Here is a 23,334-nt window from a genome sequence, read left to right as displayed (position 1 = left end):
CCGCTGATGAGTCAATCACCCAATTCACCGCTATCCCAACCAGTTTCTCGAAGAACCGCCCTCAAATTCCTCGGAGTCGGTGCCGCCGGCGGGCTGCTGGGCTACTCTCGATTTTCCAAGCCAGAGCCCACCGTTTTTGTGCAAGATTCTATTGACTTGCCGCGAATGCTGAATAACCGCAAAACCGTTGCAGTTGTAGGCGCAGGCTTGGCCGGGCTCGCCTGTGCTTACGAATTGTCCCAGCGGGGTTTCGCCGTAACATTGCTCGACAAATCGCCCCAACTCGGCGGCAAAATTGCTAGTTGGCCGATTCAAGTCGGGAACGAAACTTTTATGATGGAACACGGTTTTCACGGTTTTTTTCCGCAATACTACAACCTCAAAAGTGTGGTTGAAGAACTAGAAATTACCGAGAACTTTGTATCTTTAGAATCCTACGCCGTTGTGTTTCGAGACGGCAAATACAAACCCGAAGTTTTCCGTCCCAACCATTCAGCTTTTCCCTGGAACATAGTTGACTTGGGGATATCTTCTCCCAATCGGCTCAAGTGGGGAATCAATCTTACAAAACCCGCTCACTGGCAAGTGTTTCGGGAAATCGGCGGTTTTCAAACTCAAAAAACTTTCGATCGCCTCGACAATATATCAGTTGCCGACTGGGTAAAAGGTGAATTTCCGCGCGGACTTTATGACTTGTATTTTCTGCCTTTTGCTAAGTCCAGCCTCAACGCTCCCGACGAATTGAGCGCGGGAGAATTAATGCAATTTTTCCACTTTTACTTTTTCGGAAATCCAGAGGGTTTGGCCTTCAGCGGCACGCGGCAAGATATGGGTACGAGTTTGGTGCAGCCTATTGCCAGATCCATTGAAAGCAAAGGTGGCAAAGTATTGACAGATGTTGCAGTCAGTGAGATTCGCTGGGAAAACGGCAAGATTGATTCTTTGACTTACCAGTCGGGAGACGTGCAAAGTAAAATCCCTTTTTGGGTGAAGCGAAACGCGCTGTTAACTGACAGCAACTCTACGGAATATTTCGGCGCAGGGGACAGCGTATTTGCCGCCGCACCGTCGGGTAAAGAGGCAATTTCTCTGAGCTGCACTCACCAAGGCTGCACTGTTCAGAAACAGAACGACGGTCAATTTCACTGTCCTTGTCACGGGGCAGTTTTTGATGCCGAAGGGCGAGTAGTCAGCGGGCCAGCTCAGCGGGATTTGCCTCGATTTAAGGTAGTTGAGAAAAAAGCAGATGAGGTACAGTTGGCCGCAGCGGTTAACCAATCGCAGCCGCAAAATTTGGGAGAAACATTGAAGGCTGATTACTATGTTTTTGCTGCGGATGTTCCGGGGATGCAGCATTTGTTTAGTTTGGCTAGCGGTGAGGTGAATCCGCAGGTGCAGAAGCGGATCGAGAGTTTGAAAATAGCCGATCCGTTTGCGGTGAGCCGTTTTTGGTTCGATCGCGAATTTCCCTGGGAACACAGCAATTTCAGTTCGCTTTCCGGCTACAAACTGACTGACAGCATCACGCTTTACCACCGAATTCAGGATCAGTTCATCGAGTGGAATCAGAAAACTGGCGGTAGTGTTGTGGAACTGCACGCTTATTGTTACAAGGAGAAGGAATTTCCGAATCAGGAAGTTTTGCTCGCTACTTTTGAGCAAGAATTGTACGAAATTGTGCCGGAATTAAAAGAGGCAAATATGCTGCACCGGGAATTGGTAAATCAAAAGAATTTCTCGGGATATCCGCCCGGTAGTTATGCGGAACGCCCGGAGACTTGCTGCGCTGTACCCAATCTTTTGTTTGCCGGAGATTGGGTGAAAATGCCGTTTCCTTGCGGTTTAATGGAAAGGGCAGTGAGTAGCGGTTTGTTGGCCGCTAATGCTATTTTATATCAGGAGGGTTTGCAGAGGCGATCGCTCTTGACGGTGAATCCCGAAGGCGTCTTAAAAATCTAAGGTTTGCAGCGGGGCGGGTTTTATCAATCGTCAATTATTGGCTGCTATTCTCGGTGAAACCCGGCCCCAGCCATACCATTTGAGATTTGAGATTTGAGATTTGAGATTTGAAGAATTGGGAATGACCGAAAGCATCCAGGATACAAGCCCCCGGATTCATCCGTGGAGAAATCAAAAACGTGTATCCGATAAGCAAGCCCCCGAATTTATCCGTGGGGTCAATGCTTCAATCTAAAATCTAAAATCTAAAATCTAAAATCGATTGACCCGCCCCAAAATGGATACCGTGCCACGTACTCCTGTCGTGGAGAGATAAAAATTTGCTATCCTACTTCAACCTCCCAGATTCATTTCTGGAGTAAATCTAAAATCTAAAATCTAAAATCTAAAATCGACTGACTGATTCAATAAGGGTTTGGAGGCTTCCTACAGTTGCATTCTTTTTTTAAGATAAGTTATGGTTTGTGGGTGTGGTTTCGCTGAGAAGAAAAGGCAGAGCTTGGAAAAAAAAATATCTGCGTTGAGCTGGGTGCATCTGCAGTTAAAATATTCAATGAGTATAAAGCAATAATAGATGCTGAACAGTAACTGCAAAATTCGCAATAAATCTGTAATGTTTGATGCTTTTGCAACAGAATACGATTTCGCCGCCACTTTGCAAAGCCAGAATGATTTCTTTATTAAAAACCTATCGGCCAGCAAAGGTGCAGCATTAGATATTGGCTGCGGTTCGGGAATTCTTGCTTTTGAATTAGCCCAGTATTACGATCGTGTAGTCGCCGTAGATTTTTCAGCAAAAATGCTGGCGATCGCCCGTCAAAAACGCTCAGCCCCCAATATCGAATACATCCAAATGGATGCCAGTCAATTAGTGTTAGAACGCAAATTTGATTTAATAGTTAGTGCGGCAACTTTTCACCACTTGCCCAACCTCCCCGCCGCCCTCTCAGTAATTAAACAATTGTTAAATCGGCACGGAAAAATCGTCTTTTTAGATAATATATCGGAAGTCGAAAGACCTGCTACGATAGGCTACATAGTAGGTGCAGCGAGAGATTTTCTTCCCGACTGTTCTACCTACGGATTTCGCACTGCTTCAAGATTATTGAGATTTAGACTGTCGCCAAGCTGGTTGAAACATTTAGCTAGCGACAGGTATTTGTCAGAAAGGCAATTTAAAACGATTTACGGTCGTTGCTTTCCCGGCTGTTATTTTGTAAAATTGGGTTGTTTTATGGGCGTAATCTGGGAACATTTGTAATGCAAAACAACGCGATACAATCGGTAGCTGCAAGGGGACAAAAAACTCACATCCGCCAGTTGGGAATTAATTTCGATCGGTGGTATGCGATCGCCCGCAGCACCGAGGTGCAAACTCACCCCGTCGCTGCAAAAATCTGGAATCGGGCGATCGTACTTTTCCGCGACAGTGCAGGAAAAATCAACGCTTTAGAAGATAGATGTCCGCACCGACAAGTTAAACTCAGCCACGGTAAAATCAAAGGCGATTTAATCGAATGTGCTTACCACGGATGGCGGCTAAATGCAAGCGGAGAATGCGCCGAAGTCGATTATTTAGCAGAAAATCAAAAGCTACCTAACTGCAAAATTCGCTCCTATCCAGTCAAAGAACAAAACGGTTTTATCTGGCTGTTTCCCGGCGACGAAACGCAAGCCGAAAAAATAGATTTATTGGATTTGCCAGAGTGGGAACATCTCAATTATATTGCCACAGTTTCAGTCATCGACTGTCAGGCACACTATTCATTTTTAATTGAAAATTTGATGGATATGTACCACGGTCACTTGCACGATGATTGGCAAGCTTGGGCAAATCCGGTGTTAGATACTTTAGAAGAAGATAAGCATCAAGTAACTGCTCGCTATCAGGCACAAAGTTATTACAAAATAGATAAAATTTGGTCAATTTCTCAGTTGTTTTTTAAATCTCTGCGCCGACTGCACCCGGAACCGCTGGAGGTGAGTTACGTTTACCCGCACTGGGTTTCAACTTTGGGGAGCGATTTTAAGATTTACTGCTTGGTTTGTCCGGTGAGCGAGACAGCAACTCGCGCTTATTTAATTCATTTTACCTCATTAAATGCGTTTTGGCGGCTGCACAAATTGCCTGTTTGGTTTCGCAGATTTATTAAAGATAGTTTGTTCGGTGCTGCTCAAAAGTTATTAGATGGTTTGGTGCGGCAGGATGTGTTAATGATTGAAGAAGAACAGCAGGCTTTTTTGCATAATTCAGAAAGAAAAAGTTATGAATTAAATCGGGCTTTAGCCAGCGTGCAAGAGTTGATCAGAAGTCAGGCAGAAAATGGATAATTCAGAATCAGATTAAAACCTGCGGCGGGACGAATGAACCAGCCTGCACAGGCTAAGTTGAGAGTTCGCCTTTCCAAGCTTTAGCATGGTATTATAGCAACAGGAAAAATTGACTTTCGGGAAGCAATTACCAATCACACCTAACACAGGACTCCAGCATGAACCGTGTCAGCATCAAGGGTGAACAACATCCGATAAAAAAAATCTTTAGCGATGACTTTATGTTTACCATTCCCCTCTACCAGCGTCCCTATGCTTGGACAAAGGAGGAAGCTGGGGAACTGCTGGAAGACCTGCTAGCATTCTTGGGAGATGGTAACGAGACGATTGATGAACTCAACCCGTACTTTCTCGGCAGCATTGTTTTGATTAAATCGGAGCAGCCAGCCGCTGAAATTGTAGATGGTCAGCAACGTCTAACGACTCTCACCATACTACTAGCTGCTCTCAGGGCATCATTGCCAACAGAACACGCCAATGACTTGACCACTTATCTATACCAAAAAGGCAGCTTAATCGCGAATATCTCTAATCGTTACCGTCTGACTTTGCGCGAGCGAGACGCAGAATTTTTTAAGGAATATATTCAAAATGAAGGTGGTATTTACAAGCTCAAAGAATTCAACAGTGCTGAGCTGATGGATAGTCAGAAGCTTATTAAAGAAAATGCACATTTATTCTTGCAACGTTTGCAGACTATCGCCGAATCCCACCGTATACGTCTTGCCCAGTTCATCATTACCCAGTGCTTCTTAGTAGTGGTTTCTACGCCTGACTTTGACTCGGCGTATCGGATATTTTCTGTGTTGAACAACAGGGGATTGGATCTCTCCATAACTGATATCTTGAAAGCGGACATTATCGGAAAAATACCCGAAAGCCAACAAGAAAAATATACTAAAAAGTGGGAAGATACCGAGGAGAATCTGGGACGCGAGTTATTCAAAGATTTGTTTTCTCATATTCGCATGATTAAGGAAAAGAAAAAAATTAGCAAGAGTATCCTTAAAGAGTTTCAGGAAAACATCAATCCTGCGGCTGGGCCTCAGCAATTCATTGATGAAATTTTAGCTCCTTATGCTAAGGCTTTTTCGGAAATTCACAACTCAACCTATGAAAGCGAGGCGCGTGCAGAGGAAATTAATCAACTATTTAAATGGTTAAACAAAATTGATAATTTTGACTGGATACCACCTGCCATTCTCTACCTATCTCGCAACCGTAATAAGCCCGATAATTTGGTGCGTTTCTTTATAGCTTTAGACCGCCTTGCCGCAGGTTTAATGATTGTCCGCGCTAATATCAATGAGCGCATTGAACGTTACAGCAGATTGCTTACTGCTATTGAGCAAGAGGAAGATTTATTCAATTCCAATTCACCGCTCCAGTTTACTCCTGAAGAGTCAAACAATATCCTTAGAGTCCTCGATAGTGACCTTTACCTAATTCAAAAAATTCGTCTTTATGTTTTGCTGCGCTTAGATGCTGCTCTGTCAGAAGGTGAAGCATCTTACAACTTCTCCAACATTACTGTCGAGCACGTACTTCCCCAGAATCCAGGTGCTAATAGTGAGTGGGTGAAGTGGTTTCCTAGTCAGGAAGAACGCGATCAATATGTGCATCGTCTTGGCAACTTAGTTTTACTATCTCGTGCGAAAAACAATCGGGCACAAAATTATGATTTTGATGTGAAAAAACAGAAGTATTTCACAACTAAAACAGGTGTTTCACCCTTTGCACTTACTACCCAAGTGCTGCGGGAACAGGAATGGACGCCAGAAGTAATCGCTCGACGGCAGAAAGAGCTGATTAATGTTCTCAAAAATCTTTGGCGCTTAGAGGATAATTGAATTTGATATCAAATCGCTCTTATCTGTCAATCAGCACAAAACCATTTGCGTCCATCTGCGGTAAAAAAATCTAAATTCCGCCAGCACAAACTTTACTTTTTAGGACGCTGCTGCTGGTAAACTTTGACAACTTTCTCCGCAAAAGTAGCAGTTGCGCCACTTTTGCAAGCTGCGGAGTCCCCTGTCATCCACCAGCAAGCGGCGCGGCGTACAGCGGTTAATTCATTGTTGCTGCTAGCTTTGTATTCGTCGCGCAGCAAATCGCGCACGATACAGGTAACAATTGATTTGGCTTTTGTGGCGTCGGCCTCAAATTGTTGCGGTGTTAAATCTTGTTTGGTACAGAATTTTGCCCAGCGGGAAATATTGTTCGGTAAAACTTGCCACTGACTGTACATTCCGTCATTTGCGGTTTGTGGCGGCGCGGCTTGTCGCAGCGCTTCTACGAGGGCAGTAATTTGCGCGTCCGTGACTGGTTGCGCTGCGGCTGGAAGTGCTTGCAATCCGAGGCTAATTATCAGGCTGCCGAATAGTAGATTGGTTTTTGCGATCGATCTTAAATTCATTCACAATGCCCTGTTTGATTTAAACTTTGTTCCTCAAACAAGGTTTACTATTTTGTCGCTCGAATGCCTCTGTCTTAAGTATGATTTGCTTGTTGAATGGACTGTCGATCGCACTTACTAGAGAAATTGTTAATCAAGTACGATAAAATCATGGAAGTAAAACCCAGGGAAATTCGCAACTACCTGAAAGCCGATGGGACAAATCCTTTTGAAGATTGGTATAACTCGCTCCGGGATACCACAGGCAAAAACAGGATTCGGTTAAGGCTTAAGCGAGTCATGACTGGTAATCTAGGAGATTGTAAGTCCGTCGGAGAAGGAGTTTTTGAACTCAAAATTGACTTTGGCCCTGGATATCGGCTTTACTTTGGACAAGTCGGGCTGACAATTGTACTTCTGCTAATAGGTGGAGATAAGAGAAAGGAAAGAGCGAGATATTGGCAAAGCTATTCAATATTGGAGAGACTATGAAAGACGAGAAAGCACCAACGAGTAGGAGTTGCCAAGAATTTCTGCTAGAATCTCTGAGAAATGCCCAAGAAGCAGCAGGTTATATCGAGGTGACATTGACAGAAGCAAGCGATGAACCTAAATTGCTCCAAATGGTACTCAAAGATGTTGTAGATTCTCGGCTAAAGTTCAACAATTTATCAGAGTCAGCTCAACTTCAATGGGAAAAGCTTGACAAGATGCTTTCAGAAAGTGCAGGTTCGGAAATTTTCTGCTTTGTAGCACTGCTCGAAGCGTTAGGATTTAAACTAGGAATTCATATGGCTGATATTGAGTTGTCTGCTGAATGTACTACCGATCGCCCTACGATAGAAATTGCCGATCGACTGCGATAAAATTATGGAAGTACAACGAGAGAGAAATTACAAGTTACGGTACATCAGATGGCAAATTTCCTTTCGACGAATGGCTTGATTCCGTCCGCGATCGGAATGTCAGAGTTAGAATCAAGTCTAGGCTTGACCGAGTTCAACAAGGCAATCTCGGAGATATCAAGTCAGTAGGAGAAGGAGTTTTTGAACTCAGAATTAATTATGGCCCGGGCTACCGCGTCTACTTCGGACAAGTTGGGTTGACAGTGGTGGTCATCCTGGTAGCCGGAGATAAAAGCACTCAAGAACAAGATATTCGACAAGCCATAGCATACTGGAAAGATTATGAAAGACGTGAAAGCACCGACAAGTCATAGCTACCGCGAGTACCTAATTGAATCTCTCAAAGAGGCTGAAGAAGCTGCTGGTTACATCGGGGCTATTTTGGAAGAAAAAGACCCTGAACCCGCACTTTTGAGAAATGCCATCAGAAATGTGATTGAGGCTAAAATCAGGATGAATGCTCTTTCGGAGTCAGCAAAAGAACATCACGAAAAACTCGATAAGATGCTGACTGAAAGCGGCGGTTCGGAAATTTATAGCTTTGTAGAATTGCTCGAAGCGTTAGGATTTAAACTAGAAATTACTGTCGCAGATATTGAGTTGTCGGCTGACTCGGAATCAACGGAGATTGGGGAATCAGAATTATCGCCCGAACCAGTTAATGCAAGTTAAGAAGTAAATCGCGCCCTCATATCAATTCCGGCTGCACTCCTTATGATATAGAGGAAACGGCTTGGCCTTAGTCCCTACAATTGATCGTGGTAGGGACTAAGGCCAAGCCGTTTCCTCCGTTTATATTATTCCGATGCTAACGGAATTGATATCACCCTTCCCTCACAAAATCAAACAAGCGATGAGCCATTTCTAGTTTGCTGCAAGGTGCAATTTCTAGTTGCTTGCCGGCGGCATTAATTAATATTGCTTGATTGGTATTGCTGCCGAAACCTGCACCTATTTTGTCGATCGGGTTTGCGGCAATTACATCCAATTTCTTCGATCGCAATTTCTCCAAAGCCGGCTTGACAATATCCCCAGTTTGTGCTGCAAACCCGACGAGTTTTTGGTGCGGCTGTTTCAATCTTCCCAACTCTGCCACAATATCCGCTACCGGTGCTAGCGGTAAAGAATTGGGGAGCGATCGCTTTGGTAATTTCTCACTGCTGTAATCAGCCGGTTTCACATCCGCCACCGCCGCCGCCATCAGCGTCAAATCCGCATCGTGAAAGCATTCCAGCATCGCCTGCCGCATTTCTTGTGCACTCGTAACTGCGATCGCCCGCACGCCTGACAGAGGTAATTCGCCAGTGATACTATGTACCAGCGTCACCGTCGCGCCGCGGTGCTGTGCAGCTTGCGCCAAAGCTACGCCCATTTTACCCGTCGAAGGATTGCCGATAAACCGCACCGGATCGAGGTGTTCCCGCGTTCCTCCCGCGCTGATTAACACCCGTTTTCCCGCTAAATCTCGATCGCCCTTCGCATACAACAGCGATTCAATATGAGGCAAAATCTCATAAGGTTCTGCCATCCGGCCGACACCCGCGCGATCGCACGCCAGCATTCCCGCCCCCGGATTCGCAGCATGATAGCGCCGATAAGTCAAAACTTCCCGCCAATTCCGCTGCACCGCCGGCTGTTCCCACATATCCGTATTCATCGCCGGTGCCAGCAAAATTGGGCAAGTAGAAGCTAAGACAGTATTAGTCAGCAAATTATCAGCAAAACCCCCCGCCAACTTAGCCAAAGTATTAGCTGTCAAAGGAGCGATCGCAAAAACTTCCGCCCATTCTCCCAGTTGAATGTGCAGGGGGCGGCCGTGACTTGCTTGCCAAAAATCTTTGTCCGTAAAAGCAGGATGGCGGCAAAGAGTAGCAAAAGTCAAAGGCGTTACAAACTCCCCGGCCGCATCAGTAAGAATAGCTTTAACTTCAGCTCCAGCTTTCGCTAAAGTTGAAACTACTTCGCAAACTTTGTAAGCCGCAATCCCGCCGCTAACGCCGATTAAAATTCGTCTGCCTTTCATGTCATATTAAATCCGGTAACATCGGAATTGTACTATAGTCCCGCTCGCTAAAAAGATATAAGCAAGCGAGCGAGACGCTCGCACTGCACTCCGAAAATTATTATGCCGATAGAAACGGAAACGATGTCATTTTCTCATCAGGACTTGCACAAATACTTTCATCAACCTGTTTTTTTTACCAATATCTATCGGGCATCACGCCGTATTTTTGTCAAAAACCCGATCGATGAGCCGGTCATTTGTGCATAAAAAAGAATCAAGAAAGAAATTAAGATGAAAATAGACAAAAATCCATAACTCATCTGTTCAATTCACAACAAAATATGCTGTTAACTTCTTCCTCAATTCCGTCGAAATTTTTGAGCTAGATTTTTTAGACTATGCTTCGTCGTAGGCTTCCATATCCAGAAGGTGGAGATAAGGTTCGACCAACTCCGGCCGCTGAAAGGCAAGCGATCGCAACAAATGCCAATCATTCAATCCCTCAAAAGGATCTGTATAATCGTCAACTTCCAAACGGACAGCCAATTCTGCCACGTCCTGAGAAGTAAGTACAGCAATATCGCGCGATGCTTTGGTTAAAGTTTTCATTTTTTTCCCCTGCCCGAGACTTCCGCCATACTATATCCTAAGCCTTTAATCAGATTTCGACACAGTTTCAACAACAAAACTTCGCATTACATCTATAACTTCGGGCAGAATCTCGTGTCCCATGATAAATTCTCGATACTGCACCGCAGTTCCCCAAGCAGTCAAACTGTCGCGCGATCGCACAGCAGCACTAACGGGCACAATAGTATCTTGAGTACCGTGCACGATTAAAACAGGCGGCAAAGCACTCCCAGCAACGGTTGAAATCGAGGAGTGCAAATAACCGCTCAGACAAATTAAACCGGCTACGGGCAAAGTCAATCCCACATCCAGAGTCATCGCTCCACCTTGAGAAAAACCGCCTAAAATCGTGCGAGACAAAGGCACACCCGTGCTGTTTTCCAAAGACAGCAAAAATTCTCTCAGCAATTGCCGGCTTTCTACCAATCCTGGAGCGTCTTCGCTTTGAAGGTCATACCACGCTTTGCCGCCCATTACTTGGGGATGGGGAAACGGGGCGTCGGGAAACACAAACTGATAATCCGGCAAATTGAAAGCCGGTGCTAAGGAAGTCAAATCGCGAGCATTAGCACCCCATCCGTGCAAAGCGACAATCAAAGCGACAGGTTTGCGATCGGTTTTTGGCGGAATGCTAATAAATTGTAAAGACATCGTAATTAGTAATTGGTAATCTGGCCTTGCGAAAATTATAAATTGTTGCGACGGGTAAAACCCCAGATATTTGTTTTGGGCGAGATTTGACTTGACGAAATTAAGACGCGCTTGCCAATAATTCCAACTGTTAACAGTTAACTGTAGGGTGCGCCTCTGGCACCTCATATCAAATCCGGTGCCAGAGGAATTAATATTACCCACAGTCAGGAAACGGCACTGCCGTGTCCCTACAATTAATCGGGGGATAGTTACATCCCAGGGGAGAGCGTGATTATTTTGGGGTAGTCAGGACACGGCCGTGCCGTGTCCCTACAATTAATCGGGTGATAGTTAAATCCCAAGGGAGAGCTCGATATGGGGCGCAAGAAACGGCAATGCCGTGTCCGACCTTGCTTACAAAACAGTCCCTATTTCCTTCAAATAAACCCGTATAAACGGTTCCCCATCCCCCAGAGTATACTGTTCGATCAACCCCTGGTGACGAACAGAAATATTACTTCCTTCCTTCACCACAACAGTATCATCATCAGTGCTTTCTCGAACCAAAATCATCTCAGTTTCCCCCGGATTGTCCAGCACCACCATATTGCTGCCCCGATAAAACATTCCCTCAGCTTCCAAAATATCTTCGGGATATTCAGCAATTAACAAATCGAGCTTGGGATTCCGCAGCAAAGTTTGCACGTTAAGATTGTAATTCTTATTCAAAACTTTTTCTGAACGGTTGACAAAAAGTCCAGCGCGACAAACAGCACCGATTGTCCAATCGGGATGCTGCAACAGAATGTGGTCGATTGTTTCTTGCAAGTCCTGCACCGAAATTCGGTTGAAAGTAATAATCGGAATTCTGGCTGATTTTCCCGATTCAAAGAAAGTTTCGATAATATGCGAAGGCACATCAACACCTTCGCCGACAGCCGGGTTGAGGTGCATAAAAATTCCCGGCGCGGCATTGATTTCGAGAATCCCAAAATTGCCTGTTTTCCAAGATTTTGCCAGAGTTTCTGTTACCACATCAACCCCCAAACAAGTTAACCGAAAATGTAGGGCGATATCTTGAGCCAAAACAATGTTATCCGGGTGAATAGTCTGGGTAGCGTCGATGCTGACGCCGCCTGCGGAAAGATTGGCGACTTTGCGTAAAGACACAGTGCGATCGCCCTCTAGGACACTATCCAATGACAGCTCTTGTTCTTCCAGATACATTTCCATCGCTTCGTCGGACTGAATTTTGCTCAGGGCCGAAGTTGGCGTATCCAAACGTTCTGGTTTGCGGTTTTCACGGCGGATCAATTCGCGAATTGTTGATTCGCCGTCCCCTGTTACCGAAGCGGGTAGGCGTTCAGTTGCAGAAACAAATTTGCCATCAACGCACAACAACCTAAAATCCGATCCTTTGATGCTGTTTTCCACAATTATTCGCACCGATGCTGTTTCGGGAATTGCTTTAACAGCTCTTTTAAAAGCGGCCTGCAATTCCTCAGCATCTCGAACATCTGCTGTGACGCCTATTCCTTTATGACCGACTACTGGTTTGATAGCAACAGGGTAGCCAATGTCTCTAGCAACTGCCAGAGCTCCGTTTTCTGTAGAGACGATATCGCCTTTGGGAACAGGAAATCCTAATGTAGCGAGAAAAGCTTTACAATCGTCTTTGCGCGTGGTAAAATCTGAGTCTAAATGGCTGTCAGAATCAAAAGTAGTTGCAGAGCCGCGCACGAGTTTTTTGCCGTAACCGTATTGCATCAATCCTTCATCCCACAAATAAAATGCGGGAATGCCTTTTTGGGATGCCGATCGCATTAACGAATAAACTGTCGGGCCGCCGTAAACTGACTGCCGGAACATATTTTGCAGTGCGCCCATTTGTGCTTCCAAGGGGAAGTCTTGATTTTGATTGATGGCTTCAAACCAATCCCACACAGCGTAAACTACTGCTCGGGCGCTGCGGGCGTGAAGTGCTTCTATGCTGATTCTGTTAAACTGAGAAAACGGCTGGACATTCCAGTGCTGGAAATGCAAACCCATGTCGAGTTTTGCTACTTCTGAGGCGGTACGGCCGAACAGTTGGGCGTGGTTTGAGAAAGTTTCCTGCAGCAGTTGCGGGTAGCGATCGCCGATAATTTCATGGTAATGTGCGATCGGCAAAGGTTCCCTCGCGCCCGTCATCGCTAAATCGAAAACTAAAGCCGCTGTGTCTAAATGAGGGTTTGGCCCGATATAGTGTTTGAAGTTAAAAACATCAAATATATCGGTTTTTCGAGCATTGACGCGGGATATTTCGGTGCTTTTTTCTTGCAGCATTTTCTAACCTCCTTTGAGCTAACTTTTTACAGTAACTTTCTAGTCTGTGCATGGGATACTACCTGCAGGCATAGATATTGCAGCAGTGAGACCAATACTCCGAGCAACTCTGCCTTCAGCATAGCGGGAGAGGAGGAGTGGGAGAGTGGGAGAGTGGGGGAATGGGGATAGGGGGAGAGTGGGAAAATATTCCTTCTTCCTTCAACATCTGACTGAGCAGTGATGACTCAGCACTTATGACTAATGACTGCTTTCTTCCCAGTTCACAAAAAAAACCTATAACTTTTGAGAGGTGCAGCGCCCGCTTAAATTGTTTATGACTGTGAAAGAGAATTTAAGAGGCAGCAAATATGAAGATAGCACAAACTGCTCTCAGGGATAAAGTTCACCACTTAGCTGAGGAAGCATTTCACCGCAAGCTGATTTCTGGCTACGGCGACGGTCAAAACAGCAACGAATATCAGATTGTCTGGAACGGTAAACCCAGACACCTACCTTTAGAACGGGCGCGTACAGTATTGAGCAATTTGATCGAGCGATCGCACTAACGGGCGATCGGACTAATTTAGGACTTACGCTCGTAAACCCGGCTTCTACGAGCAATAAGAGGTTTATGAGGGAAGTATCCAGTCAGAAACCGAGTTTATGACCCGCGCGCGTAAGTCCTGTAATTTAACTCATTTTTTGACCCCTCCTATATTTTGTTAGGGGGGTAGGTTTTTTTTAGGAAAAACATCCTTACAGCCCGGGGATCGAGCAAACAAACCCCAGAACCCTTGAGTTTTGTGCGTCCAGGCATCATCAAGTTCCGAGATTTTTGTGTATCTATCTATACCTTTTGGCAGTTTTCAGAAAAAAGAATTTTGTGTTTTAGTGAAATTTAATAAATTAAAAGTGGAGATAATATGGCGAGCAACGAAAGTCAGGGGAAGTTGCTAATTATTGGCGGTGCGGAAGACAAAGAGGGGGACTGCAAGATTCTGCGGGAATTCTTGCGGTGCGCCGGAGGCACTAAAGCCCACATTGCGATCATGACGGCTGCGACCAGCTTGCCGGGAGAAGTAGGAGATAATTACATCCGAGTGTTTGAGCGACTCGGCGCTGAAGATGTGCGAGTTGTTGACACCCAGAGACCCGAAGATGCCAACAATCCAGATTATTTAGAAGCAATACAGCAAGCTACTGGCATATTCTTTACCGGCGGAGAGCAAGCGCGGATTATTAACTGCTTGAAAGACACCGTACTCGACGTAGCTATGCACAAACGCTACTCGGAAGGGATTATCATTGGCGGCACCAGTGCCGGCGCGGCGATGATGCCAGACATGATGATTATTGAAGGAGACTCGGAGACAAATCCCCGCGTTGAGGTGGTAGCAATGGGCCCGGGAATGGGTTTTCTTCCCGGAGTTGTCATCGACCAGCATTTCGCCCAGCGAGGTCGTCTGGGACGCTTAGTTACCGCACTCTTGCTGCAACCGGCCGTGTTGGGATTTGGTATTGACGAAAATACAGCTATTTTAGTCAGCGGTGACGAGTTGGAAGTCATTGGCGAAAGCGCTGTAACAATCATCGACGAGTCGGAAAAACTCCACGACAATATAGATGGACGGTTGAAGGATGAGGGTTTGGCGATTTGCGGCGCCAAGTTGCACATACTCCCCCACGGATACCGGTTTAACTTGAAAACTCACCAGCCGGTGTTCGATAACTTAACAACTACAGCAGAAAGGGAAACGGCGATCGCCTAATTTACTTGCAAGGCTGCTAAAGTAAATGTCAAAATTATGTAGGTGTGCACTGTGCACCTTACCGCTTCAACGAAGTATACGGGTTTTTAAACCCCGATACTTTGTTGAGAACTAATAAAAAGAAGAGGTAAACTCCTCTTCTTTTATTCCTGCGGTTTCTGGTTTTTTAAGCACTTTTCTGTTGGTCAAAATACGACTGCTGCCCTTCTTCAGTCGAAATTAAATTCCACCCTTGAGTTTTCAGCTTCTGAAATGTTGCCCATCCCTTAGAACCGTCGGGTTCCCGGTAGTCGGATGCAGCGAACTGCGGAAAAGCTGTGTAAGGCCGCCACGCTTGACGGGCTTCGGTTCGCAAGTGCAATATCTTTTCTCCATTGCCTCCGAGTCTGGGCAACCAGCACATTTGTTTTAGCATTTTTAACACTCCAGAGTTGTACAGTAACGGTAATTTGCCAACATCCCAAATTAAACTTTTAGAACCCTAGAGCCGCTGCTCGGAATATCTAACGGGTAACAGGGACGGATAAGATTTTCACCGATTACCAATTACTGATGTAGCAGCAGTCGTTAAAGCTGAGGTGGATTCTGCAAAGTTTGCGAGTCAAAAACTAGAAAACAAGTGCTGCCAAGACATAAGCAAAAATAATCATTGCTATTCTCGGCTCAAACTTGACTTAAAGTCGATCGCGCGAAAATCCAGTTGAATAAAGGATTCATTTTTCTGGTTTCCCTTGCCTTATAATTACAAGCTCATCCTCGCCGTTTCCGCCTAAAATGTCATCTTTCTACGGTATTAGCTCTGTTAGCTAAAAAATGTTCCTTTAGTTACAAATCTTAAATATTCGCCGCGATTTATCTAGTTATCAAAAGTTAAATTACTTTTCATAAACAGCGCTTAATAATTTTTAGTTACTTTAACTACATTTTAGATTTAAATCTGGCCTCCGAGTGCTTAGGGGCGCATCTTACTAAATCCTCCGGGTGCGCCCATAAACACCTTACAATATAAGAGTTTCAGGTTTAACTCTTCAGAACGATGGCGACTGATTTGCAAAATTGTCAAAATGAATACTAATCACAGTTATAAGTTTTGCAAATAAGGTATTCATGGCCGCTGCAATTGAATTCAAACTCTTCGCTCCCAACAACAAAGCAGCTACATTGCTCGGCTCATTTTCCAAATGGGATGAAATTGCCTTAGAAAAAGATGACAAAGGTTATTTCCGCACTAAAATTCAGTTAGAAGACGGTATTTATCAATACAAATTCCGAGTTCAGTCGCAAAGTCCCTGTTTTGAGCTGGACGAATGGGTAGAAGTCAACGATCCCTACGCGACTGAAATTGACCGCACTACTAATACAAGTACAATTCGCATCAAAGCCGGGGAATGAATTATTGATAGCTATGTTTGGCAGCACGACGACAAAAAACTCCCCGAAAAAGAAGAATTAGTTATTTACGAACTGCACGTTGCTGATTTTTCCGGGCCAGATGGTTCCGACAGTGGCGGTAAATTCCAGCAGGCGATCGAGAAATTAGATTATCTGTGCGATTTGGGGATAAATGCGATCGAACTAATGCCAGTTAATGAATATCCTGGGGATTATAGTTCAATACGGTTCAGTTAATGTTTTATAACATAGCAGAACACATTCCCGAACTTCCCGAACTCGTGGCAGCAGACGGGCCGATGGACGGGTGCTGGCACGAAAGTTTTCGCATTTTTGCCAGATAAAATCTCGCAGGGAATACTTTCGATATCGAAAAGCTCAAGCAAGTTCCGATCGTAGAAATTGGGGAAGAAGGCTTTAAGTTTGATTTGCCGGAATGGTCAGTGCAGGTATTTGTTTGAAAGCCGGAGAATTTATGTCTACAGGCAGATGATCTGCGAAGTTGTACAACATTAAATTGTATTTACGAGTGGCGCACCCAACTCAAGAAACCGGGTTTTTCTACCCTGGTGGATGGCTGGAACGATACTTTTTTGTAGAAAAATCCGGTTTTTGCGTCCCAGAGTGCGATGGTAATTCCTGGTATTGAGAATAACAATTGCACGGCGACGTGCCACCTGTCAATTAACACGTCAATTAACACAAACTTTGTGGGAGGACAAACTCTATGGGCTGGCTAAAAAGACTGTTTGGTTTAGAAAAACTTGAAAATCAAGAAAATGTTGAAGCTCCCGCTTACCAAGCACCTGCTGCTCAATCTCAAGCTCAAGCTCAACCTGCTGGGAGCACTCAGACAATCCCGCCGGAACGCCTGGGATTGAATGGAGAATACGATCAAAGCGGTTTAGCTAAACGGGTGGCTCAGGCTTTCGATGCAAATCCAGATGTTGCGGATATTGAGACTGTTTATGTGGCTCAACATGGCACTACGGTGGTTCTCAAAGGTACTGTTCCCAGTCAGGAAGTTGTCACCAAGTTGGTGACAATTGCTAAAGGTGTGAAGGGGGCAACTGGGGTGGAAACCGATCAAGTTACTGTCGGCTAGCGCGACGGTTGTTGATAACTGAGATGTTGCACCATTCTCAAGAATAGGCTTTCGGGCCTGTGAAGCGAAGAATGAATTTCTTGTGGGTGGGCAGGAGAACCCGCCCATAAAATCCTTATTTAGAATGGTGCAAAATGTGAGTTATAACGGTTAACAGTTAGCGGTTAACCGTTATAGCAACCGCCCTGACGGTGATGACGTTGTTAATTGCTGAAACCTGAGCTCTGATATTGCTTCTGACCGAAAGCATCCAGGATACAAGCCCCCGGATTCATCCGTGGAATCAATCCAAAATCTAAAATCTAAAATCCTCAAGCCCCCGAATTTATCTCGCGCAAGTCAATCCAAAATCTAAAATCTAAAATCTAAAATCGAATGACTTCTTCCATCTGTTATATCCGTTGCCGAACTTCCTTCTTCTATAACTGTTTTTTTGACTTATCTTGCTCTACATAAAAAATATGACCTGGGAAACCTTAGAACCTACTCGCGGAAAATTAGAACGGAGTCTGGCGCAGGGTATTCAAGCTTTGTACCGCTCTCTTCTCGGACACCAAACGAGTCAGGCGCTCTGCAATCTTTTGGATAACAAATTGATAATTGTTATCGAAAATGGGCTTACTCAACCCGAAAAACTGCTGGCTCAGAACGGTCAGGAAGATTTGGCTTTGCAGGTGCGGACACAATTAGAATCAGCTCTCGAATTGCCCCTGAAAGAATTAATCCAAAAAATCTTGGGCGTGGGAGTCACTGATTTGCTCAGCGATGCGACTTTGGAGACTGGCCGCACGGGAACGATCGCAATTTTGGAGTATCCACCTAAATTTCGCGATTCTAGTTCTAACTCTAAAACTCAACCAAAAACGGCTGAGAGTTGAGGTGGTGGCTGATAATAGTTTCTAAATCTTTGATATTAAAAGGTTTGGAAAGGTATGCAACGCAGCCGGCGTTCAGAATCCGATCGCGGTCTTCTGCTTTTGCTAGTGCTGTGATAGCAACAATCGGAATATGTCTGATATCGGGGTTTTGTTGGATGCGCTTTACTAATTCTATACCGTCTATATCGGGCAGGCAAATGTCGAGTACGATTAAGTCGGGAGCTCGATCGACTGCTAGTGAAAGAGCTGCGTACCCGTCAACTGCTCCCACGCACTGGCAGCCGAATAAATCGAGTATTTGTGTCAGCAGCTCTAAGTTGTCCTGATTGTCGTCTACAGCCAACACTAAAGGGCGGGTGTCAACCGGGGGTTGACCGCCACTGAAAGACGAGGATTCCAAATTGTTCTTCCAATTAGGGTAGTTCATAAATGCCGATCGACGAAATTAATTCGATCAAAAAAGTTGTCCCCGAGGCATTCCTCAAGTGGCGCTCCGGCACTTGAAACAGATTGGCTCGTATTTGTACCTCTCAGATGTCTAATCTTCAGTCTAGCTCGATTGTACAATATCCATGCAAGCTGGAGCACAGACTGCACCAGTCGATCGATGCCATAACATCTGCTGATTTTTACCTATCCCAGCGCAAATTACCAATTTAGGCGCTACAGGTGCGTCAGCCTTGGTAACAAAACATAAATACGAAAAATATTATTAAGAAATAATCCTCGCTTAATTGCTTTCAAGAGTGCCGGGAGCTTTGGCAGGATACTATCAAAAGTAGACCCCGATCACCCTCGGTGAATCTATCTCAAGGAAGATTCGATCTGCAACTTAATTTAAAAAAATTCCACCTTCTGAGAGATAAGCTGTTCGACATTCAAACTGCACTATTTGTGGACTATACCCCATACTGTAAGGGATTCAGACAATAAATTTAAATGACTAACAGCTTACTTGTTTGTCAGGTTTATAATTCAAGGTTTTTAAGTAGTAATTATCGCAAGTTTAGCAACTAAGAGTATCAGTTTTTACTTGGTTTAACCCGATATTAACCTAGGAGATTTGGATGACAATTGCAATCAGAGACGACCTGACTTACATTTTGCTCAAAAAGATTGACAGCACCCAAGGCAGCGGGGGTGAGTCGGAAATTAAGAACGCAGCCGAGGAGTATGTCGGTAGAGAAGTTGCGGAATCGGAATTGCTCGGTCATTTGGACTACCTCAACCAAAGGGAATTTATCAAAGCGGAATTTAGTGGAGAGCCTTACGGAGGAGCTGAGTTATTGCCGCCTTTAGTGGCATTTCAAGAAGCTGATTTAACAGAAAAAGGCCAGAAACTGTTACAGAAAATGGAGACGAATCCTCCCAAGTCTCTCCACCAAGAAGGGTCGGCAGTTCCAATCGCTTCTAAGGATATGCCGTTTTTGGAAAAAGTGATGCTCAAAGGTCACTTGGAGGATATTTTTGATGCCCGCGACATTACCGAATTGGTGTACCGCACAATGCGCTATTTTATGACAACAGAAGCGTCCGATCGCGTGGAAGCTGAACTGTACAAAGAAGTTTTGCCGGAGGACGACAAAACCCTGCAAAAAGACATAGCAGACCTCTGGAAAGATACGAATCCGCTGGTGGGATTGCTGAGCCGGGTGCGTCCGCCTTGGCACGGGCCTGCACCTTTCGCGATCGATTCCGACTTGTTTGCTTTTCGGGTGGAACAAGAAGGCGGACTTCCTTCTGGGGTAAAACCGGAAACTGCGATCGCGGCTGTATTTTCTGCCACGAAGGATGAGTTGTCCCAGGATCGAATTCAGGAAATAGCGGACTTTTTGCCGGATAGAATTCGGGAAATTTGGGAGTCGGCTTAACGGGATTTTTTCTGGTATAAATACTTACAAGCCGGGTTGACGAACCAGCATTCTGCGCTCTTGAGCCAGAAGCTTGTCTCATCAACCCGGTTTCTCTATGCCTCTTGCCTGATAACTTTCCAATTGGTTTATAGTGAGGAGGAAAGTCCCGATCGAACTCGCTCGGACTTTCCTCCTCACTACTTGCCCGATCGCTAATTCCTAGCCTTGTAACTGCTGAGAGAAACCGAGTTTCTCACCGAAATTTGTCGGGAAACCAGCAAGCTTCCTAGAAACCGGGTCGATCGATCCCGAGTTTGGTAAATCCAATAGACGTGGCGAAAGTGTTGTATTCTATAATACAGGGTGAGTTAACACTGTAGCTTGCAAAAATGCTGTCAACAGCCCTGGAGATCAAAAGGGATGGCCCGAACAAAACTGAGATTAATGTCAAGATCGACCCTAGAACAAGAGATTTTACTCAATCGAATTACCAATCGCATCCGCAACTCGTTAGAACTGCAAGAAATCTTGACGACAACGGCACGAGAAATCCGCAGCTTTTTAGGAACCGATCGGGTAAAAGTTTATCGTTTTGAGGCCGATGGTAGCGGTGAGGTAATTGCTGAGTCCACCAACGGCGACAGCTTGCCATCTCTGCTTGGTTTGCGCTTTCCGGCCAGCGACATTCCCAACAGTTCCCGCGAAATGTTTGTCAAAGCGCGGCAGCGAGTGATTGTCGATGTGGAATTGAAGCATCAAACAATTAATCGATTAGATTGTCCCGAAACCGGCAAAACTTTAGCAGTTGAAGATATTCGCTATTGTCCTGTAGAGTCCTGTCACGCTGAATATCTCACGGCTTTGGGGGCGCTTTCTTCTCTGACGGTGCCGATTTTGCATCAAAATCAGCTTTGGGGGCTGTTAGTCTCTCACCACAGCCAACCGAAACGGTTTAGCGATCGAGAATTGAAAATGGTGCAGTTGCTTGTCGATCAACTTTCAATTGCGATCGCCCAATCCTTTCTCCTCAGTCAAGCGAGACAGCAAGCGCGCGACGAAGCCGTTGTCAACCAAATTAGCAGTTTGCTGCATTCTCCTCTAGAACTAAACGAAATTCGGAAATCAGTTCTCGAACAAACTGTCAAGCATTTGCGCGGTTCGGGAGGGCGACTGTACATTGCAGCCGAGTTTGGCGATCGGCCGGCTTTACTTTATACCTGCGGCCAGCAGCCCCGGGACATCGACCTTGAACTCAGCCCGTTTTGGCAGCAGATCATGGGGTTTCCCAACCAAGACGATCGATCGCAAACTGCTGATACCAGCCAATTAGGTATTTTTCAAAATCTATATTCCCAGCATTACAGTTCAATTGACACAAATATTTCCAGTTTAATCGTACCCCACTTGTACGCAATTTCCGATATTTCTACAGAACCTCAAATCAAATCTTTATCTGCGAATTTTCTCGAAGCTTCCATTCGATCGTTTGTGGCAGTACCGCTGCAATACCGCCAACAGTGCATCGGCTGTCTCACCGTTTTTCGCGGCGCCGTAGAAACCGAAATTGTGTGGGCTGGCCGTTGCAGTTCCGACGCCCGGATCGATCGTCCCCGACAGTCTTTTGCAGCTTGGAAAGAAATCAAAACCGCCGAAGCTCAACAGTGGAGCAGCGACGAACAGAAACTAGCAAAATCTTTAGGCACTCACCTGTACATGGCTGCAATGCAGCGGCGCGTCGAGGCGATGATCCGACATCAAGCTTCTCACGACCAATTAACAGGTTTACCTAATAGATTACTGTTTAATGAAAGGCTGTCTTTAGCTTTAGCTAACGCTCACCAAAACGCAGAAATGCTGGCGGTGATATTTCTGGATTTGGACAGATTTAAAAATGTTAATGATACTCTCGGTCATCCAGTGGGAGATTTGTTGCTGCAGGGTGTATCTCAGCGTCTGACTAAGTGTTTGCGCCGGGGAGATTCGATTGCCCGTTGGGGGGGGGATGAATTTACTGTGCTGCTGTACAATATCAACAGCCCTGATGAAGCAACTAACATTTGCCAGCTAATTATCCAGAGTTTAAGCAGTCCTTTTGATTTTGAGGGTGTAGAACTTTATACTAAGGCTAGCTTGGGAATTGCTTTGGCTCCTTACGACGGAGAAGATGCAGAAACTTTGCTGAAAAATGCTGATGCTGCGATGTACAAAGCTAAACAGAAAGGTCGGAATAATTATCAGTTTTACACGCGGGCGATCGGCAGTAAAGTTTCCGAGGATCTTAACTTAGAAAATCAGCTTTACAAAGCTATCAAAAACTCTGAGTTTGTGCTGCACTATCAACCCCAAATAAACTTAAAGACTGGCAAAATAGTCGGCATCGAAGCTCTGATTCGCTGGCAGCATCCCGAACGCGGTTTGATTTTTCCCGATCGATTTATTCCCTTAGCTGAGGAAACAGGATTAATCTGCCAAATTGACGAATGGGTGATGCGGACTGCTTGCTTGCAAAATCGAGCGTGGCAGTTACTGGGATTGCCGCCGATGCGGATAGCTGTGAATTTATCAGCCCGCCAGTTTATGCAACCTAACACGGTAAAAACCATCGCTGAAATATTGTCAGAAACCGAATTAAATCCCGAGTATTTAGAAATAGAAATTACCGAGAGCATTGCCATGACAGATGTGAATTTTACGGTGTCGGTATTGCAGCAGTTGCAGCAAATGGGAATTCACATTTCTCTGGACGATTTTGGCACCGGTTATTCTTCGCTTTGGTCTCTGAAAAACTTTCCGCTCAATAATTTAAAAATAGACAAATCCTTTGTGGCCGATTTGGTGAACGGCAGCAGCGGTGCTACTATTGTGAAACTGGCGATCGCCTTGGGACAAGGCCTGAATTTACAGGTGATTGCTGAGGGAGTGGAAACAGCAGAACAGTTGGGATTTTTGCAGTCGCTTCAGTGCGATATGGGTCAGGGTTACTTGTTTAGCAAACCAATACCGGTGGGGGCTATAACCCAATTGTGCCTAGAAAATCAACTGGGAAACAAAAAAGAGCTATTTTGAGCGATATCTGTAGGGAAACGGCAATGCCGTGGGAGCATCTCATATTTGTAAAAATACTTCTTTTGACTCCTTCTTTCTTCCTCTTTCCTCCTGTCCCGCAGTCTCG

23 protein-coding genes are annotated in these 23,334 nt (G+C 45.2%); 15 read left to right on the top strand and 8 right to left on the bottom strand.

What is annotated here, in order from left to right; all coding sequences use genetic code 11:
• Positions 1-6: 6 nt before the first annotated feature.
• From QUA56_RS10230 to QUA56_RS10215, 4 genes are all read left to right on the top strand, one after another.
• The gene (locus QUA56_RS10230) at positions 7-1,959 is read left to right on the top strand and encodes an FAD-dependent oxidoreductase (protein ID WP_333356831.1); all 1,953 of its coding nucleotides are present in this window, start codon (positions 7-9) and stop codon (positions 1,957-1,959) included.
• A gap of 574 nt (positions 1,960-2,533) precedes the next feature.
• A complete protein-coding gene (locus QUA56_RS10225) occupies positions 2,534-3,220 on the top strand; it encodes a class I SAM-dependent methyltransferase (RefSeq protein ID WP_333356665.1) in 687 nt (228 codons plus the stop codon).
• Positions 3,220-4,290 (top strand): aromatic ring-hydroxylating dioxygenase subunit alpha, encoded by a 1,071-nt coding sequence (locus QUA56_RS10220; protein ID WP_333356663.1) that lies wholly within the window; start codon positions 3,220-3,222, stop codon positions 4,288-4,290. Before QUA56_RS10225 ends, QUA56_RS10220 begins: the two co-directional genes overlap by 1 nt.
• A gap of 158 nt (positions 4,291-4,448) precedes the next feature.
• A complete protein-coding gene (locus QUA56_RS10215; protein WP_333356660.1) occupies positions 4,449-6,140 on the top strand; it encodes a DUF262 domain-containing HNH endonuclease family protein in 1,692 nt (563 codons plus the stop codon).
• A gap of 92 nt (positions 6,141-6,232) precedes the next feature.
• Here the strand turns inward: QUA56_RS10215 and QUA56_RS10210 are convergent, their stop codons facing one another.
• Positions 6,233-6,706: a hypothetical protein gene (locus QUA56_RS10210; RefSeq protein WP_333356657.1), complete on the bottom strand. Its 474-nt coding sequence runs from the start codon at positions 6,704-6,706 to the stop codon at positions 6,233-6,235.
• Between the two features lie 150 nt (positions 6,707-6,856).
• Between QUA56_RS10210 and QUA56_RS10205 the strand changes: the two genes are divergently transcribed.
• The 4 genes from QUA56_RS10205 to QUA56_RS10190 are packed head-to-tail and all read left to right on the top strand — an operon-like array spanning position 6,857 to position 8,262.
• Positions 6,857-7,177, top strand: a complete 321-nt coding sequence (locus tag QUA56_RS10205) for a type II toxin-antitoxin system RelE/ParE family toxin (protein WP_333356654.1) — start codon at positions 6,857-6,859, stop codon at positions 7,175-7,177.
• Positions 7,174-7,551, top strand: a complete 378-nt coding sequence (locus QUA56_RS10200; protein ID WP_333356651.1) for a transcriptional regulator — start codon at positions 7,174-7,176, stop codon at positions 7,549-7,551. The genes QUA56_RS10205 and QUA56_RS10200 overlap by 4 nt, the downstream gene beginning before the upstream one ends.
• Entirely contained in the window at positions 7,503-7,904 is a 402-nt protein-coding gene (locus QUA56_RS10195) for a type II toxin-antitoxin system RelE/ParE family toxin (RefSeq protein ID WP_333356648.1), read from the top strand. The genes QUA56_RS10200 and QUA56_RS10195 overlap by 49 nt, the downstream gene beginning before the upstream one ends.
• Complete coding sequence (locus tag QUA56_RS10190) at positions 7,873-8,262, top strand: transcriptional regulator (RefSeq protein WP_333356646.1); 390 nt, start codon at positions 7,873-7,875, stop codon at positions 8,260-8,262. Before QUA56_RS10195 ends, QUA56_RS10190 begins: the two co-directional genes overlap by 32 nt.
• A gap of 151 nt (positions 8,263-8,413) precedes the next feature.
• On the opposite strand, the gene coaBC is transcribed toward QUA56_RS10190, so the two are convergent.
• The 4 genes from coaBC to QUA56_RS10170 form a co-directional block, all read right to left on the bottom strand.
• Positions 8,414-9,613 (bottom strand): bifunctional phosphopantothenoylcysteine decarboxylase/phosphopantothenate--cysteine ligase CoaBC, encoded by a 1,200-nt coding sequence (coaBC, locus tag QUA56_RS10185; protein WP_333356643.1) that lies wholly within the window; start codon positions 9,611-9,613, stop codon positions 8,414-8,416.
• Positions 9,614-9,991: 378 nt separating this feature from the next.
• On the bottom strand, positions 9,992-10,204 hold the full coding sequence (gene isiD / locus QUA56_RS10180; protein WP_006632739.1) for a protein IsiD: 213 nt from the start codon (positions 10,202-10,204) through the stop codon (positions 9,992-9,994).
• Between the two features lie 45 nt (positions 10,205-10,249).
• Positions 10,250-10,876: an alpha/beta hydrolase gene (locus tag QUA56_RS10175; protein WP_333356640.1), complete on the bottom strand. Its 627-nt coding sequence runs from the start codon at positions 10,874-10,876 to the stop codon at positions 10,250-10,252.
• A 396-nt stretch (positions 10,877-11,272) separates the two neighbouring features.
• Entirely contained in the window at positions 11,273-13,183 is a 1,911-nt protein-coding gene (locus QUA56_RS10170; protein ID WP_333356637.1) for an ATP-binding protein, read from the bottom strand.
• A gap of 350 nt (positions 13,184-13,533) precedes the next feature.
• On the opposite strand from QUA56_RS10170, the gene QUA56_RS10165 reads away from it, so the two are divergent.
• Together QUA56_RS10165 and QUA56_RS10160 are read left to right on the top strand one after the other, a co-directional pair.
• The gene (locus QUA56_RS10165; protein ID WP_333356634.1) at positions 13,534-13,731 is read left to right on the top strand and encodes a hypothetical protein; all 198 of its coding nucleotides are present in this window, start codon (positions 13,534-13,536) and stop codon (positions 13,729-13,731) included.
• A gap of 357 nt (positions 13,732-14,088) precedes the next feature.
• Positions 14,089-14,934 carry a cyanophycinase gene (locus QUA56_RS10160; protein ID WP_333356631.1) on the top strand — a complete coding sequence of 282 codons (846 nt, stop codon included), beginning with the start codon at positions 14,089-14,091 and terminating at the stop codon, positions 14,932-14,934.
• Positions 14,935-15,100: 166 nt separating this feature from the next.
• Here the strand turns inward: QUA56_RS10160 and QUA56_RS10155 are convergent, their stop codons facing one another.
• Entirely contained in the window at positions 15,101-15,349 is a 249-nt protein-coding gene (locus QUA56_RS10155; protein WP_333356629.1) for a hypothetical protein, read from the bottom strand.
• 692 nt (positions 15,350-16,041) lie between these two features.
• On the opposite strand from QUA56_RS10155, the gene QUA56_RS10150 reads away from it, so the two are divergent.
• Complete coding sequence (locus tag QUA56_RS10150; protein WP_333356626.1) at positions 16,042-16,326, top strand: glycogen-binding domain-containing protein; 285 nt, start codon at positions 16,042-16,044, stop codon at positions 16,324-16,326.
• Positions 16,327-16,849: 523 nt separating this feature from the next.
• Here the strand turns inward: QUA56_RS10150 and QUA56_RS10145 are convergent.
• Positions 16,850-17,029, bottom strand: a complete 180-nt coding sequence (locus QUA56_RS10145; protein WP_333356624.1) for a hypothetical protein — start codon at positions 17,027-17,029, stop codon at positions 16,850-16,852.
• A gap of 24 nt (positions 17,030-17,053) precedes the next feature.
• Here QUA56_RS10145 and QUA56_RS10140 point away from each other — a divergent pair, with 24 nt between their 5' ends.
• Positions 17,054-17,431 carry a BON domain-containing protein gene (locus tag QUA56_RS10140; RefSeq protein ID WP_333356621.1) on the top strand — a complete coding sequence of 126 codons (378 nt, stop codon included), beginning with the start codon at positions 17,054-17,056 and terminating at the stop codon, positions 17,429-17,431.
• A gap of 461 nt (positions 17,432-17,892) precedes the next feature.
• A complete protein-coding gene (locus QUA56_RS10135; RefSeq protein WP_333356618.1) occupies positions 17,893-18,309 on the top strand; it encodes a DUF2294 domain-containing protein in 417 nt (138 codons plus the stop codon).
• On the opposite strand, the gene QUA56_RS10130 is transcribed toward QUA56_RS10135, so the two are convergent.
• Positions 18,278-18,736 carry a response regulator gene (locus QUA56_RS10130; protein ID WP_333356615.1) on the bottom strand — a complete coding sequence of 153 codons (459 nt, stop codon included), beginning with the start codon at positions 18,734-18,736 and terminating at the stop codon, positions 18,278-18,280. The two genes, QUA56_RS10135 and QUA56_RS10130, sit on opposite strands and share 32 nt — an antisense overlap.
• Positions 18,737-19,376: 640 nt before the next feature.
• On the opposite strand from QUA56_RS10130, the gene QUA56_RS10125 reads away from it, so the two are divergent.
• Both QUA56_RS10125 and QUA56_RS10120 read left to right on the top strand, forming a co-directional pair.
• Complete coding sequence (locus QUA56_RS10125; RefSeq protein WP_333356614.1) at positions 19,377-20,180, top strand: DUF2267 domain-containing protein; 804 nt, start codon at positions 19,377-19,379, stop codon at positions 20,178-20,180.
• Between the two features lie 402 nt (positions 20,181-20,582).
• Entirely contained in the window at positions 20,583-23,228 is a 2,646-nt protein-coding gene (locus QUA56_RS10120) for a bifunctional diguanylate cyclase/phosphodiesterase (RefSeq protein ID WP_445242894.1), read from the top strand.
• Positions 23,229-23,334: the final 106 nt, after the last annotated feature.

This window comes from Microcoleus sp. N3A4 (genome assembly GCF_036701805.1).
Classification (GTDB): domain Bacteria; phylum Cyanobacteriota; class Cyanobacteriia; order Cyanobacteriales; family Microcoleaceae; genus Microcoleus.
Note: the sequence above shows the minus strand (reverse complement) of the source record. Positions and strands in the feature narration are given on the sequence as shown.

Excerpts from the sequence above, each read along its gene's own strand:
- isiD (WP_006632739.1), bottom strand. The coding sequence starts at position 10,204 with ATGAAAACTTTAACCAAAGCATCGCGCGATATTGCTGTACTTACTTCT.
- QUA56_RS10205 (WP_333356654.1), top strand. The coding sequence starts at position 6,857 with ATGGAAGTAAAACCCAGGGAAATTCGCAACTACCTGAAAGCCGATGGG.
- QUA56_RS10140 (WP_333356621.1), top strand. The coding sequence starts at position 17,054 with ATGGGCTGGCTAAAAAGACTGTTTGGTTTAGAAAAACTTGAAAATCAA.
- QUA56_RS10160 (WP_333356631.1), top strand. The coding sequence starts at position 14,089 with ATGGCGAGCAACGAAAGTCAGGGGAAGTTGCTAATTATTGGCGGTGCG.
- QUA56_RS10225 (WP_333356665.1), top strand. The coding sequence starts at position 2,534 with ATGCTGAACAGTAACTGCAAAATTCGCAATAAATCTGTAATGTTTGAT.
- QUA56_RS10130 (WP_333356615.1), bottom strand. The coding sequence starts at position 18,736 with ATGAACTACCCTAATTGGAAGAACAATTTGGAATCCTCGTCTTTCAGT.
- QUA56_RS10165 (WP_333356634.1), top strand. The coding sequence starts at position 13,534 with ATGAAGATAGCACAAACTGCTCTCAGGGATAAAGTTCACCACTTAGCT.
- QUA56_RS10210 (WP_333356657.1), bottom strand. The coding sequence starts at position 6,706 with ATGAATTTAAGATCGATCGCAAAAACCAATCTACTATTCGGCAGCCTG.
- QUA56_RS10125 (WP_333356614.1), top strand. The coding sequence starts at position 19,377 with ATGACAATTGCAATCAGAGACGACCTGACTTACATTTTGCTCAAAAAG.
- coaBC (WP_333356643.1), bottom strand. The coding sequence starts at position 9,613 with ATGAAAGGCAGACGAATTTTAATCGGCGTTAGCGGCGGGATTGCGGCT.
- QUA56_RS10220 (WP_333356663.1), top strand. The coding sequence starts at position 3,220 with ATGCAAAACAACGCGATACAATCGGTAGCTGCAAGGGGACAAAAAACT.
- QUA56_RS10175 (WP_333356640.1), bottom strand. The coding sequence starts at position 10,876 with ATGTCTTTACAATTTATTAGCATTCCGCCAAAAACCGATCGCAAACCT.
- QUA56_RS10150 (WP_333356626.1), top strand. The coding sequence starts at position 16,042 with ATGGCCGCTGCAATTGAATTCAAACTCTTCGCTCCCAACAACAAAGCA.
- QUA56_RS10230 (WP_333356831.1), top strand. The coding sequence starts at position 7 with ATGAGTCAATCACCCAATTCACCGCTATCCCAACCAGTTTCTCGAAGA.
- QUA56_RS10190 (WP_333356646.1), top strand. The coding sequence starts at position 7,873 with ATGAAAGACGTGAAAGCACCGACAAGTCATAGCTACCGCGAGTACCTA.
- QUA56_RS10170 (WP_333356637.1), bottom strand. The coding sequence starts at position 13,183 with ATGCTGCAAGAAAAAAGCACCGAAATATCCCGCGTCAATGCTCGAAAA.
- QUA56_RS10135 (WP_333356618.1), top strand. The coding sequence starts at position 17,893 with ATGACCTGGGAAACCTTAGAACCTACTCGCGGAAAATTAGAACGGAGT.
- QUA56_RS10155 (WP_333356629.1), bottom strand. The coding sequence starts at position 15,349 with ATGCTAAAACAAATGTGCTGGTTGCCCAGACTCGGAGGCAATGGAGAA.
- QUA56_RS10120 (WP_445242894.1), top strand. The coding sequence starts at position 20,583 with ATGGCCCGAACAAAACTGAGATTAATGTCAAGATCGACCCTAGAACAA.
- QUA56_RS10215 (WP_333356660.1), top strand. The coding sequence starts at position 4,449 with ATGAACCGTGTCAGCATCAAGGGTGAACAACATCCGATAAAAAAAATC.
- QUA56_RS10195 (WP_333356648.1), top strand. The coding sequence starts at position 7,503 with ATGTACTACCGATCGCCCTACGATAGAAATTGCCGATCGACTGCGATA.
- QUA56_RS10200 (WP_333356651.1), top strand. The coding sequence starts at position 7,174 with ATGAAAGACGAGAAAGCACCAACGAGTAGGAGTTGCCAAGAATTTCTG.